The organism is Clavibacter michiganensis (assembly GCF_002151125.1).
GTDB classification, from domain to species: domain Bacteria; phylum Actinomycetota; class Actinomycetes; order Actinomycetales; family Microbacteriaceae; genus Clavibacter; species Clavibacter michiganensis_C.
In genome coordinates, this window is record NZ_MDJZ01000016.1 from 191705 (window position 1) to 204483 (window position 12779).

11 protein-coding genes are annotated in these 12779 nt (G+C 75.0%); 6 read left to right on the forward strand and 5 right to left on the reverse strand.

Annotated features, from left to right (window positions below; genetic code table 11):
* Position 1 precedes the first annotated feature (1 nt).
* Both BFL37_RS10320 and BFL37_RS10325 read right to left on the reverse strand, forming a co-directional pair.
* Positions 2-592, reverse strand: a complete 591-nt coding sequence (locus tag BFL37_RS10320; RefSeq protein WP_086515035.1) for a GNAT family N-acetyltransferase — start codon at positions 590-592, stop codon at positions 2-4.
* 46 nt (positions 593-638) lie between these two features.
* Positions 639-1001 carry an Lsr2 dimerization domain-containing protein gene (locus tag BFL37_RS10325; RefSeq protein ID WP_086515036.1) on the reverse strand — a complete coding sequence of 121 codons (363 nt, stop codon included), beginning with the start codon at positions 999-1001 and terminating at the stop codon, positions 639-641.
* Between the two features lie 100 nt (positions 1002-1101).
* Between BFL37_RS10325 and BFL37_RS10330 the strand changes: the two genes are divergently transcribed.
* Complete coding sequence (locus BFL37_RS10330; protein WP_086515037.1) at positions 1102-2175, forward strand: GTP-binding protein; 1074 nt, start codon at positions 1102-1104, stop codon at positions 2173-2175.
* A gap of 47 nt (positions 2176-2222) precedes the next feature.
* Here the strand turns inward: BFL37_RS10330 and BFL37_RS10335 are convergent, their stop codons facing one another.
* Positions 2223-3428 carry an LPXTG cell wall anchor domain-containing protein gene (locus tag BFL37_RS10335; RefSeq protein WP_086515038.1) on the reverse strand — a complete coding sequence of 402 codons (1206 nt, stop codon included), beginning with the start codon at positions 3426-3428 and terminating at the stop codon, positions 2223-2225.
* Between the two features lie 239 nt (positions 3429-3667).
* On the opposite strand from BFL37_RS10335, the gene BFL37_RS10340 reads away from it, so the two are divergent.
* Entirely contained in the window at positions 3668-4675 is a 1008-nt protein-coding gene (locus tag BFL37_RS10340) for an NAD(P)/FAD-dependent oxidoreductase (RefSeq protein ID WP_086515039.1), read from the forward strand.
* A 65-nt stretch (positions 4676-4740) separates the two neighbouring features.
* Positions 4741-6930 (forward strand): ATP-dependent Clp protease ATP-binding subunit, encoded by a 2190-nt coding sequence (locus BFL37_RS10345; protein ID WP_086515040.1) that lies wholly within the window; start codon positions 4741-4743, stop codon positions 6928-6930.
* A gap of 66 nt (positions 6931-6996) precedes the next feature.
* Here BFL37_RS10345 and BFL37_RS10350 read toward each other — a convergent pair whose 3' ends face one another.
* Positions 6997-9180, reverse strand: a complete 2184-nt coding sequence (locus BFL37_RS10350) for an alpha-galactosidase (RefSeq protein ID WP_086515041.1) — start codon at positions 9178-9180, stop codon at positions 6997-6999.
* An 82-nt stretch (positions 9181-9262) separates the two neighbouring features.
* Positions 9263-9631 carry a hypothetical protein gene (locus BFL37_RS10355; protein WP_086515042.1) on the reverse strand — a complete coding sequence of 123 codons (369 nt, stop codon included), beginning with the start codon at positions 9629-9631 and terminating at the stop codon, positions 9263-9265.
* Between the two features lie 93 nt (positions 9632-9724).
* On the opposite strand from BFL37_RS10355, the gene BFL37_RS10360 reads away from it, so the two are divergent.
* Genes BFL37_RS10360 through BFL37_RS10370 form a run of 3 tightly spaced genes read left to right on the forward strand, consistent with a single transcriptional unit; the run spans position 9725 to position 12778 of the window.
* Positions 9725-10729 carry an aldo/keto reductase gene (locus BFL37_RS10360; protein ID WP_043675427.1) on the forward strand — a complete coding sequence of 335 codons (1005 nt, stop codon included), beginning with the start codon at positions 9725-9727 and terminating at the stop codon, positions 10727-10729.
* A 7-nt stretch (positions 10730-10736) separates the two neighbouring features.
* Positions 10737-11942 (forward strand): dipeptidase, encoded by a 1206-nt coding sequence (locus BFL37_RS10365; RefSeq protein ID WP_086515043.1) that lies wholly within the window; start codon positions 10737-10739, stop codon positions 11940-11942.
* On the forward strand, positions 11939-12778 hold the full coding sequence (locus BFL37_RS10370) for a GNAT family N-acetyltransferase (RefSeq protein ID WP_241533952.1): 840 nt from the start codon (positions 11939-11941) through the stop codon (positions 12776-12778). Before BFL37_RS10365 ends, BFL37_RS10370 begins: the two co-directional genes overlap by 4 nt.
* Position 12779 lies beyond the last annotated feature (1 nt).

Consider the following 12779-nt stretch of genomic DNA (forward strand, 5'->3'; position numbering starts at 1 on the left):
CTCAGCCCCGCGGATCCGACCGCAGCAGCGCCATCACGATCACGTCGACCGGCTCGTCGTCGAAGCGGAAGGCCGCACGGAGGCGGCCCTCCGCGACGAACCCTGCGCGCTCGTAGACGCGGCGGGCACGGGGGTTGAAGTCCATGACCTCGAGGGAGACGCGCTCGAGGTCGGTCGCGGCGAACGCGTGGTCGACGAGCAGGCGGACGGCCTCGGAGCCGAGCCCGCGGTCGCGGCCGGCGGGGCCGATGAGGATGCGCAGGTTCGCGCTCCGGTCCTCGGGGCTCCAGTCGTTGATCACGGCCTCGCCCACGCACGCGTCCGTCGCGCGGTCGACCAGCGCGAGGTCGAGGCGGTCGGTCTGCTCGGCGCGCGTCGCGTACCAGGTGCGCGTGCGGTCGTCGAGCTCCGGGCGCGCGGCCATCTCCGCGACCTCGGCGGTCGTGTGCGCGGATCCGGTGAGGCGGATCACGTCGGGGTCGGCGAGCACGGGGCCCATGGACTCGACGTCGGCGGGGGTGAAGGGGCGGAGGATCACGCGCTCGCCCTCGAGGCGCGGGACGGCGGGGAACAGGCGGGGCTCGGCGCTCATGGATCCATCGTGCCGTTCCGCGGAGGCCGCGGTCGCCGTGCGACGCTCAGCGCCCGTCGCGGCTCCGGTAGAGGGTCATCAGCGTGGCCGAGATGCGGCCGCCGGGACCGAGCCGGTGGCCGTTCGCCTCGAGCCATTCGCGGGCGGCGGCGCGCTCGCCGGTCGGCGCGGCGCCTGCGCGGGTGCCGGCGGCCGCGCGCGCGGGCTCGTCGCGGATCGGCGTGATCGTCACGGTCGTGCGCCGACCGGCCGCGACGTACGGCGCGAGCACGGTGCGGAGGGCGCGGGCGTCGTCGGGGGAGAGGTCGACCTCGTGCACGATGCCGTCGAGGCCGAAGCGCACCGTCTCGGTCGCGTCGCGCGTCGGGTCGCCGCGCTCGTCGTCGTGCGCATCCACGTGATCGGTCATGCCGTCTCCTCGAGCTCTCGAACCCCCATCGGAAGCCTATGTCGCCGCGGCGACATCGCCCGCGGCGCAGATGAGAACGGTTCTCTTCTAGGCTGGGCGGATGGATCCCCAGCGCAACGCCCGCCCGTCCGTCGTCCGCGGCGGCCTGGCCGTCATGCTCGTCTCCGCGAGCGACCTCGACGCCGCCGCGCGCGTCGCCGCGGCCGCGGTCGGCGCACCGGCGTCGGCCGCACCCGCGGTGGTCGAGGCACCGGGCGGCGACAGCGGCGACCTCGGCGCCGACCTCGCCGACGGCCTCATCGCGGACGCCGACGACGGGCGCAGGGGGCTCGCGGTCGTCGCGCTCGAGCCGGCCGCGGATCCGCTCGAGGTCGCGCTGGTGCTCGAGCACGTGGTCGAGGCGCGGCATCCCGGATCCACGCCCATCGGCGTCCTCGACGTGGTCGCGGTCTCCTCCGTCGCGGAGATCGGCGCGCTGCTGCTCGAGCCCGGCGAGGGCGACGCGACGCCGTTCGACGCGGCCGAGCGGCTGGCCGGCCGGCTCGAGTGCGCGAGCGTCGTGGTGCTCGACGACCTGGATCCCGACCATCCCACCCCGGACGCCCGCCGCGCCGTCGCCCTGCTCGCGCACCTGGCCCCCGACGCGCGCGTCATCGCGACGGCGGACCGCGACGCGCTCGCGCCCGCGCCGCTGCGCATCGGTCGGCAGCGCGCGCGGTCGCTCGCGGCGGGCATGGGCTGGCAGCTCGCGCTCGCGGGCGAGGCCGCACCGACGACCGCCGACGGGATGGGCGTGCACGTGTTCCGCGACCCGCGCCCGTTCCACCCCGGCCGCCTGCACGGGGCCGTCGCGCACGAGCTCGTGCCGGGCCCGGTCGGCCGGATCATCCGCTCGCGCGGCCTCGTGCGCCTCGCGACCCGGCCCGCGACCGTCGGCGCGTGGGCCACAGCGGGCGACGTGCTGAGCCTGGATCCGACCGCGATGCGCAGCTGGGACGCCGACTCGCCCGCCGGGCAGGAGATCGCGTTCGTGGGCGAGCACCTCGACGGCGCCCTTCTCGACCGGATCCTCGGCGCCTGCCTCCTCGCGCCCGCCGAGCTCGTGGCGGGGCCGGACGCGTGGCATGGCTACGCGGACCCGTTCCCCGTCTGGGACACCGAGCACCGGCACTGAGCCGGCGGGCACGTGCGCGTCGCGCCGACGGTCGGGGTGCGGGGCCCCTATGCGGTGCGGCGGTGGCGGCGGGCGACGAGCACCCCGCCGGCCAGGAGCAGCAGCGCGCCGAGCCCGCCGAGCGCCAGGGCGGAGTCGCCCCCGCCCGTGACCGGGAGGGAGTCCCGTCCGGCGGCGATCGCGGTGCCCTGCCAGTAGTTGCTGTCCGGGTCGACGGCGCTCGTGCCGGCGACGGTGAAGCCCGTCGAGAGGACGACACCGGAGCGCTCGCCCGTCAGGTCGATGCGGTAGTCGCCGTTGACGGCGTAGTACTGGCCGGCGATGGCAAGGTGGTAGGAGATTCGCCCGCGCTCGTCGGCCGTGCGGGTGTTGCCGTACTCCTCCAGAGGGCCGTCGTCGTAGAGGGTGATGTCCGTGGCGACCCCGGGAGGGGAGGTCAGCGACGCTGTCACGCGCTCACCCGGGAAGAAGCCGGTCGCGCGGACGGCGATGCCGCTGCCAGCCGCCTCATCGGGGTCGAACACGGTCTTCGGGATGCTGATGGCCGGGGTCTCCGGGTAGACCATGTCGGAGTCGTCGGCGACAGCGCTCTCCCCGGAGACCGTGAAGCCCGTGGTGAGGACGAGTCCGCTGTCGGCACCGGTGAGCGTGATGGTGTGGGCGCCGTTCGCGGCGTAGTACTCGAAGAGGACGAGGTGCAGGGCGACGCGGCCGCGGGGATCCGCGGGGGCGGCGTCCCCGTACAGGTTCTCGCCTGTCGCGGAGCTCAGGCCGAAGTCCCGGTAGTCGTCGCTCGACGGGGACGTCATGCTCACGGCGACGGTCTCCCCGGGGAGGAAGCCCGCCGCGGTGAGGGCGATGCCCGGGTCGATGGGCTGGTCGGGGTCGAGCGTGTCATCCGGGATGCTGATGCTCGGCTCCTCGCGGACAGGCGCCTCGGCGGCCGCGGGCGACGCGGTCGCCTCGGGGGTCGGGGTCACGACCTCGGCGATCGGCGCGTCGGCGGCCGGCTCGTCGGAGCCCGGGGTCTGAACGGCGAGAACCGGCGCGGCGGCCGGCTCCGTGACAGCCGGGGTCGGCTCCGCGGTCGCGCCCGCGGGCTCCGTCTGCGTCGTGCCGGTCGTCGGATCCGCGGCCGCGAACGCGGCGGGGGCCCAGGCGAGGGGTGCGGCGACGAGCGCGGCCGTGAGGCACAGCGCGGTGACGGGGCGTCGCAGGCGCGTGGTGCGTGCTGCGGCGGGCGTGAGGTCCATGGGGCTCCTGATCCAGGGTGGGCCGGTCTCGGAGGACACGGCAGTGGGTGGCGGACCCGGCGGACCCGCCGTGATTTCTCCCGATGGGGGAAAACGTATCGGGATACCTGATCAGAGCTGATGACGAATCAGTACGCGGCGGCGTCGAGGACACCCCCACTGCGGGTGCCGGCTGCACGTTCCTTGCGCATCCGGCAAGGAGCGATGCCCCAGGCGATGGCAGCGGCGACGCTGGATCCATGGACATCGCACAGCGCATCGAAGGTCAGCAGGAGTGGGACGCGGTCGTCGTCGGCGGCGGGGTCGCGGGATCGAGCGCGGCGCTCATGCTCGCGCGGGCCCGCAGGAGCGTGCTCGTCGTCGATGCGGGCCAGCCGCGCAACGCGGTCGCCGCGCACATGCACGGCGTGCTCGGGCACGACGGGAAGCCGCCGCGCCAGCTCGTCGCCGAGGGGCGGCGCGAGATCGAGGGGTACGGCGGCGTCGTGGTCGACGGGCGGGTCGAGGGGATCGAGGCGGTCGAGGATCCCGCCGGGCCGCGCTTCCGCGTGACGCTCGACGGCGGCGCCGAGGTCACGGCCCGTCGCGTGATCCTCGCGACCGGGCTCGCCGACGTCCTCCCCGAGGTCCCCGGCCTCGCCGCGCACTGGGGCGCGGGCGTGGTCGTCTGCCCCTACTGCGACGGCTACGAGGTGCGCGACCGCCGCATCGGCGTGCTCGCGACCGGGCCCGGCGGCCTCCACCACGTGCAGATGCTGCGGCAGTGGTCGTCCGACATCACGTTCCTCGTCGCGGGCGGCACGGCCGACGGGGCGCCGCTGGAGATCGACGCCGCGACGCGCGCGGGGATCGACGCCCGCGGCATCCGCGTCGAGGAGGCCGCGGTCGTCCGCGTGCTCGGCGAGCGGGGCGCGCTCGAGGGCGTCGAGCTCGCCGACGGCCGGATCCTCCCGCTCGACTCGCTCTTCGCCATGCCGGGCGTCGCGCCGCGCGACGGGTTCGCCCGCGCGCTCGGCGCGGCGACCGAGGACACCCCGTGGGGCCCGTTCGTGGCGGCGGATCCGATGGGCCAGACGAGCGTCCCCGGCCTCCTCATCGCGGGCAACGCGTCGAGCGGATCCGCGAACGTGCCGGTCGCCATGGCGGCCGGCACCATGGCGGGCGCGATGGCGAACGCGGGGATGGTGACGGAGGACGTGGCGATGGCGGTCGCCGCCGCCTCCGCTCCCGTGGCTGCCATGCGGTAGCGATCCGTGCCCTTCCGGCGTAAACTTGAGTCACCCAGACTCAAGTACGTGAAGGAAGGACCGCAGTGGCCAACATGCAGGGCGCACCCGCCACCGACGAGAACGCGAAGACCGCGCTCGAGCAGTACGGGGTGAACCTGACCGAGATCGCGAAGAGCGGCAAGCTCGACCCGGTCATCGGACGCGACGCGGAGATCCGGCGCATCAGCCAGGTGCTCACGCGGCGCACCAAGAACAACCCGGTGCTCATCGGCGAGCCCGGCGTCGGCAAGACGGCCGTGGTAGAGGGCCTCGCGCAGCGCATCGTCGCGGGCGACGTGGCCGACTCGCTCAAGGGCAAGCAGCTGGTGGCGCTGGATCTCGCGGCGCTCGTCGCGGGCGCGAAGTACCGCGGCGAGTTCGAGGAGCGGCTGAAGGCGGTGCTCAAGGAGATCGACGACGCCGACGGCGAGATCATCACGTTCGTCGACGAGCTGCACACGCTCATGGGCGCGGGCGGCGGCGAGGGATCCGTCGCGGCGTCCAACATGCTCAAGCCCATGCTCGCGCGCGGCGAGCTGCGCCTCATCGGCGCCACCACGCTCGACGAGTACCGCCAGTACATCGAGAAGGACGCCGCCCTCGAGCGCCGGTTCCAGCAGGTCTACGTCGGCGAGCCGAGCGTGGAGGACACCGTCGCGATCCTCCGCGGGCTCAAGGGGCGCTACGAGGCGCACCACCAGGTGCCCATCACGGACGCGGCGCTCGTCGCGGCCGCGTCCCTCTCCAACCGCTACATCCCCGCCCGCCAGCTGCCCGACAAGGCCATCGACCTCATCGACGAGGCCGCGTCGCGCCTGCGGATGGAGATCGACTCGTCGCCCGTCGAGATCGACGAGCTGCGCCGCGCGGTCGACCGGATGCGGCTCGAGGAGCTCGCGCTCAAGCGCGAGAAGGACGAGGCGTCGAAGGCGCGGCTGGCGAAGCTGCGCGAGGACGTCGTCGCGCGCGAGCAGACGCTCGGCGAGCTGCAGCGCCGGTGGGAGGCGGAGCGCGCGAGCGTCAACCGCGTCGGCAAGCTGAAGGACGAGCTCAACGAGCTGCGGATCCGCGCCGAGCGGGCCCAGCGCGAGGGGAACCTGGAGAAGGCGTCGCGCCTGCTCTACGGCGAGATCCCCGTGATCGAGCGCGAGGTCGCGCAGGCGGAGGCCGCCGAGTCGCTTCCGGAGGGCGACCGCATGGTGAACGAGCAGGTGACCGCCGAGGACATCGCGGCCGTCGTCGCGGCGTGGACGGGGATCCCCGTCGGCCGGCTGCTCCAGGGCGAGACCGAGAAGCTGCTGCACCTCGAGCAGGAGCTCGGCAAGCGCCTCATCGGGCAGAAGCAGGCCGTGCGGAGCGTGTCGGACGCGGTGCGGCGCACGCGCGCCGGCATCTCGGATCCCGACCGGCCCACCGGCTCCTTCCTCTTCCTCGGGCCCACGGGCGTCGGCAAGACGGAGCTCGCGAAGGCGCTCGCGGAGTTCCTGTTCGACGACGAGAAGGCGATGGTGCGCATCGACATGAGCGAGTACGGCGAGAAGTTCGCCGTCTCGCGGCTCGTCGGAGCGCCTCCCGGCTACGTCGGCTACGAGCAGGGCGGCCAGCTCACCGAGGCCGTGCGGCGCCGCCCGTACTCCGTGGTGCTGCTCGACGAGGTCGAGAAGGCGCACCCCGAGGTGTTCGACGTGCTGCTGCAGGTGCTCGACGACGGCCGGCTCACCGACGGCCAGGGCCGCACGGTCGACTTCCGCAACGTGATCCTCGTGCTCACCAGCAACCTCGGCTCGCAGTTCATCAGCGACGCCACGCTGCCGCTCGACCAGCGCGAGCAGGCCGTGCAGCAGCTCGTGCGCCAGACCTTCAAGCCGGAGTTCGTGAACCGGCTCGACGACATCGTCGTGTTCCAGACGCTGTCGATGGACGACCTCGCGCAGATCGTGGAGCTCTACATCGACCGCCTCGGCGTGCGGCTCTCGGACCGCCGGCTCACGCTCGGCGTCACGCCGGACGCCCGCAGCTGGCTCGCCGAGCGCGGCCACGACCCGCTGTACGGCGCGCGTCCGCTCCGCCGCCTCATGCAGCGCGAGATCGACGACCGCCTCGCGCGCGAGCTGCTCGCGGGCGACATCCGCGACGGCGACGCGGTGCGGGTCGACCTCGCGCCCGACGGCGAGGGCCTCACGGTGAGCCGCGCGTGGAGCGACGAGCCGGAGGACGGGGCGCCCGGCCTCTGATCCCCGTGCGGCCCGCCGCGCGCCCGTCTCGGGTGCGCGGCGGGCCGTCGTCGTGTCCGGTCGAGATCAGACCGCCGTCACCCGCAGGATCGCGATCGACTCGGGCAGCATGCCGGGCGCGTGCAGGCCGGACGCCGCGAGCGCGCGGCCCGTCAGCTCGACGCCGTCCCACCAGGCCGGCGCCGTGAAGCCCGGCTCGGGGGTGCCGACGCGCACGGGCTCCACGCGGTAGCGGCGCTCAGGATCCAGGCCCGGCAGCAGGAAGCGGCCGCGCGGCGAGACCTCGGAGCGGCCGATCGACGCGAGGAAGAACAGCGCGGAGTCGGCCGAGGACGCGACGGCGCCGTAGACGAGGAGCGTCGGGTCGCTCTCGTCCGCGCGGACGACCGTGCCCGTGTGCATGAGCGCGCGCTCCTCCTTGTAGAGGGCGATCCACGCGGCGAGGTCGGCGTTCTCCTCGTCGGTGGCCTGCGCGAGGTCCCACTCGATGCCGAGGTGGCCGTAGAGCGCCGAGCCCGCGCGGAACGCCAGGCGGTGCGCGCGGCCGGTGGTGTGGCTGACGCCCGAGGCGATGTGGGAGCCGAGCAGCTCCGGCGGGAGGAGCTGCATGGTCCAGCGCATCATCTGCTGGCGGTCCAGCGGGTCGATGCAGTCGGAGACCCAGACGCGGTCGGTGCGCTCGAGCACGCCGAGGTCGACGCGGGATCCGCCCGACGAGCACGACTCGATCTCGAGGCCGGGGAAGCGAGCGCGCAGCTCGTCCATGAGGCGGTACGCGGCGAGCGTCTGCAGGTGCACGCCGGCCTCACCGCGCGGCGCGATGCCCGCGTCCACCAGGTCGCGGTTGTGGTCCCACTTGATGTACGCGATGTCGTTCTCGGACAGGATCGCCGTCATCCGCTCGAGCACGTACGCGTACGCCTCCGGGATCGCGAGGTCGAGCACCTGCTGGTCGCGGGCCCGCACGGGGAGGCGGCCGCCGGTGGCCATGATCCACTCGGGGTGGGCGCGCGCCAGGTCGGAGTCCTCGTTCACCATCTCGGGCTCGAACCACAGGCCGAACTCCATGCCGAGGCCCGTGACGTGGTCGATGATCGGGCCGAGCCCGTCCGGCCACACGTCCTCGTCGACGTACCAGTCGCCGAGGCCGGCGTGGTCGTCGCGGCGGTGGCGGAACCAGCCGTCGTCGAGCACGTAGCGCTCGACGCCCAGGGCCGCGGCGCGATCCGCGAGGTCCGTCAGGCGCGCGAGGTCGTGGTCGAAGTACACGGCCTCCCACACGTTGATCGTCATGGGCCGTTCGCGGCGCGGGTGCGTGTCGCGGGCGCGGAGGAAGCGGTGGAAGCGGGCGGCCTGGTCGTCGAGGCCGTGGCCGAACGCGCCGTAGACCCACGGGCTCGCGTACGACTCGCCCTGCGCGAGCCGCACCTCGCCCGGCAGCAGGAGCTCGCCGCCGCCGATGACCTGGCGGCCGGTGGACAGCCGCTCGGCGTAGTGGCGGTGGTTGCCGCTGAACGCGACGTGCACGCCGCGGACGTCGCCGTGGCGGAATCCGAAGCCGGGCGTGCCGACGGAGAGGAGGGTGGCGGCGTCGGGCCCGGTGCGGCCCTTGCGGCCCTCGCGCTCGTGGATCCCCACGACCAGCTCCCGGCGCTGCGGCGTGCGCTCGAGGCCCCAGCGCCCGGCGAAGTCGAGGATCTCGCGGGCCTCGGCCGGGAGCGGCAGCGCGAGGTCCACGCCGCCGACGGAGTAGGTCGTGTCGCCGAGGTTCGTGACCTCGGCGCGCGTGCGGACGAGGCCGGACGGGAGCAGCTCGACGTCCATCGCGAGCCCGAGGCCCGCGACCTCGTCGACGGCGTCGACGTGGACCAGCGCGGGGCCGGCGGACGCGGATCCGGGGCGGCCGTCGACGCCGGCGGGGAGCGGAGCGCCGTCGACCGTGGCGGACGTGACGCGGAACCTCGGCGACCAGTCGGCGCCGTCGCGGTGGCCCTCGAGGCCGGGCTTGCCCATCCACGACGTGTGGGCCTCGGGGAGGATCGCGAGGCGGACGGGCTGGTCGGCCACGCTGCCCGGGATGGGCTCGACGGCCGCGCGCACCATCGTCTCGAGGTCGGCCGCCGTGGTGTCGCCGAGGTCCGCGCCCCAGTGCAGGACGGCCGGCAGGCGGGCCCCGGTGAGGTCGAGCACCAGCGAGACGCCGGACGCCCGGAGGTGGAGGAGGGCGGAGGGGACGGCGGTGTCGGGCATGATTCTCCTGCGTCGATGCGGGTGGGGTGCGCCCATCCTCCCGTGCCGACGGGCTGCGCGCACCGAGGAGGCGGGCGTGCCGTCAGCCCAGGTCCTCGATCCCCGGGACGGCCGTGCCGTCCTGCCGGTCGGCGGTGACGCTCGTGCTCGACTGCACGTGGCGGGCGCGGACGGAGATCGCGCGGATCCGCGCGACGGCCTCCGGGTCGCGCAGCTCGTCCTCCGCGGGGCCGGCCGGCTCCACCACGATCTGGCTGGCGGGGCCGACGAGGATCTCGACCCGGCCCACGCCGCCCTCCGGCAGCCACACGGGCACCGTCACGGTCGCCGCCGCCGTCCCCTCGCACGCGAGCGCCTCCGCGCACTCGACGACGGCCCGGGCGATGTCGTCGCCCGTCAGGTAGCGGCCGTCGGCGTAGCGGATGATGTGCACGCCTTCAGTGAAGGGCATCGCACCCGCGCCGCCTAGGGGGTTGCCGGCAGCGGACCGCGGGGTCGGGCAGCGCCGCGCGGGCGGCCGGGCCGCCCTCGGTACGCTCGGCGGATGACCTACGTTGCTCATCCCGATCGCTACTCGTCCATGCCCTACCGCCGTTCCGGCCGCTCGGGGCTCAAGCTCCCCGAGCTGTCGCTCGGCCTCTGGCACAACTTCGGCACCGCCCGCCCCATCGACACCCAGCGCGCCATCGTCCGTCGCGCGTTCGACCTCGGCATCACCCACTTCGACCTCGCGAACAACTACGGCCCGCCGCCCGGCAGCGCCGAGACCGCGTTCGGCCGGATCCTCGCGGAGGACCTCCGCCCGTACCGCGACGAGATCGTCATCTCCTCCAAGGCCGGCTACCTCATGTGGGAGGGCCCCTACGGCGAGTGGGGATCCCGCAAGTCGATGCTGGCCTCGCTCGACCAGAGCCTCGGCCGCATGGGACTCGAGTACGTGGACGTCTTCTACTCGCACCGCCCGGATCCCGAGACGCCCATCGAGGAGACCATGGGCGCGCTCGCGACCGCGGTGCACCAGGGCAAGGCGCTCTACGCCGGCATCAGCAACTACTCGCCCGAGCAGACCGAGCGCGCCGTGGCGGCGCTCGCCGAGCACAAGGTGCCGCTGACCATCCACCAGCCGAGCTACTCCATGTTCAACCGGCACGTCGAGGGCGGGCTGCTGCCCGTGCTCGAGGAGGCGGGATCCGGCTGCATCGTGTTCTCGCCGCTCGCGCAGGGGCTGCTCACCGACCGGTACCTCTCCGGATCCATCCCCGCCGACTCGCGCGCAGCGACCAGCGGGTTCCTCGACGAGTCCGCGGTCTCGTCCGTGTACCTGGAGCGGGCGCGCGGCCTGCAAGCCGTCGCCGAGGGGCGCGGGCAGACGCTCGCGCAGCTCGCGCTCTCGTGGGTGCTGCGGCACCCGGGGATCACGAGCGCGCTCATCGGGGCGTCGAGCGTGGAGCAGCTGGAGCAGAACGTGGCCGCGGCCGGCGCTCCGGCTCTCACCGACGACGAGCTGGCCGCCATCGAGCCGCTCGCGGTCGACGGCACCGGGCGCTGATCCGCGGATGACGGACGCACCCGCACCCTCCGCCCTCGCCGACCGCGTCGCGCGCCTGCTCGACGAGCAGGGCATCGTCGACGGCCACGACGACCTCGCCTGGGCGCTCCGCGAGCGCGCGGTGCGGGAGGGCGGGCCGAGCGCGTCCGCGGCCGACGACGTGATCGCGCGCCTCGCCGTCGAGGACGCCGTGCCGGGGCTGCACACCGACCTGCCGCGCCTCGTGCGCGGCCGGGTGGCCGCGCAGTTCTGGTCGGTGTGGGTGCCGGACCTGCCGGGCATCGATCCGGTGCGCTCGACCATCGAGCAGGTCGACGTGGTGCGCCGCGTCGTCGCCGCGCACCCGGACCGGCTCGCGCTCGCCGTGACCGCCGACGACGTGGACCGCGTCGTCGCGTCCGGCCGGATCGCGTCATTGCTCGGCATGGAGGGCGGCCACTCGATCGGCGGATCCCTGGGTGCGCTGCGGACGATGCGCGCGCTCGGCGTGCGGTACATGACGCTCACGCACAACGCGAACGTGGCCTGGGCCGACTCGGCGACCGACGTCCCGGTGCACCACGGGCTGAGCGCCGCGGGCGAGCGCGTGGTGGCGGAGATGGAGCGGATCGGCATGCTCGTCGACCTCTCGCACGTGTCGGCGGACGTGATGCGGCACGCGCTGCGGATCGCCCGCCGGCCGGTGCTGTTCAGCCACTCGGGTGCGCGGGCGGTGTGCGACGTGCCGCGCAACGTGCCCGACGACGTGCTCGCCGCGCTGCCCGCGAACGGCGGCGTCTGCATGGCCACGTTCGTCCCGCAGTTCGTGTCGCCCGCGGTCGCGGCGTGGCACGACGAGACGCTCGCGCTCGCCGTGGCGGAGGGCGTGGATCCGCGCGACCACGAGGGTGTGCAGGCCGTGGCCGCCCGCCGCCCGGGGGAGCGGCCGCGCGCGACGCTCGCCGACGTCGTGCGGCACGTGGAGCGGATCCGCGAGGTCGCCGGCCCCCGGCACGTCGGCCTCGGCGGCGACTACGACGGCGTCGACCGCACGCCCGACGGGCTCGAGGACGTGTCGCGCTACCCGGCGCTCATCGCGGCGCTCGCCGAGCGCGGCTGGTCGGACGACGACCTCCGGGCGCTCGCGGGCGGCAATGCGCTCCGCGTGCTGCGGGCGGCCGACGCCGACGACGACGTGTCGCGCGCGGAGGCGGACGCGGGCGCGCTGGCGTGAGCGGCCGGCCGGGTCCGTCCGCGGCGGCCGTGCTCGGCGCGGACCCGCGCGCCGCGGCCGCGCTGCTCGACGACCTGGCCGACCGCGGCTGGCCCGCCGAGACCCGCCAGCGGCACGGCGGGTGGATCCTGCGCGCGGCCGGCGGCGTGACCAAGCGCGCGAACTCGGTGCTGCCCGCAGGTGTCGTCGACGATGCCGATGCCGCGCTGGACGCCGCGGAGGCCTTCGCGCGCGAGCGCGGGATCGCCGCCTGCGTGCAGGTGTCGCCCGCGTCGGAGCCGGCGGCCCTCGCGGCGCGGCTGGCCGCTCGCGGCTACGTCGCCGAGGCGCGCACGCTCGTGCAGGTGGCGGACGCGGCCGACGTCGCCGAGCGGCTGGGCGGGGCTGCCCTCGACGATCCCGCGCTCGAGGTCACGGTCGCGGACGCGCCCGACGCCGCCTGGCTCGACGCGTGGTGGAGCGTCGACGGGCGCGGGGGATCCGCGGAGCTCGCCGTCGCGGGCCGGATCCTCACCGGCGGCCCGGCCGTCCACGCCGCGGTCCGCGAGCGCTCCGCCGCCGACGGATCCGCGGGTGCGGTCCTCGCGACCGCCCGGCTCGCGCTCGTCGACTGCTGGGGCGGCCTGTTCGCGGTCGCGACCCGGCCCGAGGCACGACGCCGTGGCCTGTCCCGCGCGGCCATGGCGGCGGCCGTCGACGCGGGGATCGCCCGGGGGATCACCGCGCTGTGGCTGCAGGTCGTCGAGGAGAACGCCGGCGCCCGCGCGCTCTACGCGGGGCTCGGCTTCGCGACCGCGTCGCGCTACGAGTACTGGACCCGCCCGGCCGACGCGTAGG

Coding starts and splice junctions, on each gene's coding strand:
- BFL37_RS10340 (WP_086515039.1), top strand. CDS start 3,668: ATGGACATCGCACAGCGCATCGAAGGTCAGCAGGAGTGGGACGCGGTC.
- BFL37_RS10350 (WP_086515041.1), bottom strand. CDS start 9,180: ATGCCCGACACCGCCGTCCCCTCCGCCCTCCTCCACCTCCGGGCGTCC.
- BFL37_RS10320 (WP_086515035.1), bottom strand. CDS start 592: ATGAGCGCCGAGCCCCGCCTGTTCCCCGCCGTCCCGCGCCTCGAGGGC.
- BFL37_RS10355 (WP_086515042.1), bottom strand. CDS start 9,631: ATGCCCTTCACTGAAGGCGTGCACATCATCCGCTACGCCGACGGCCGC.
- BFL37_RS10365 (WP_086515043.1), top strand. CDS start 10,737: ATGACGGACGCACCCGCACCCTCCGCCCTCGCCGACCGCGTCGCGCGC.
- BFL37_RS10325 (WP_086515036.1), bottom strand. CDS start 1,001: ATGACCGATCACGTGGATGCGCACGACGACGAGCGCGGCGACCCGACG.
- BFL37_RS10330 (WP_086515037.1), top strand. CDS start 1,102: ATGGATCCCCAGCGCAACGCCCGCCCGTCCGTCGTCCGCGGCGGCCTG.
- BFL37_RS10360 (WP_043675427.1), top strand. CDS start 9,725: ATGACCTACGTTGCTCATCCCGATCGCTACTCGTCCATGCCCTACCGC.
- BFL37_RS10335 (WP_086515038.1), bottom strand. CDS start 3,428: ATGGACCTCACGCCCGCCGCAGCACGCACCACGCGCCTGCGACGCCCC.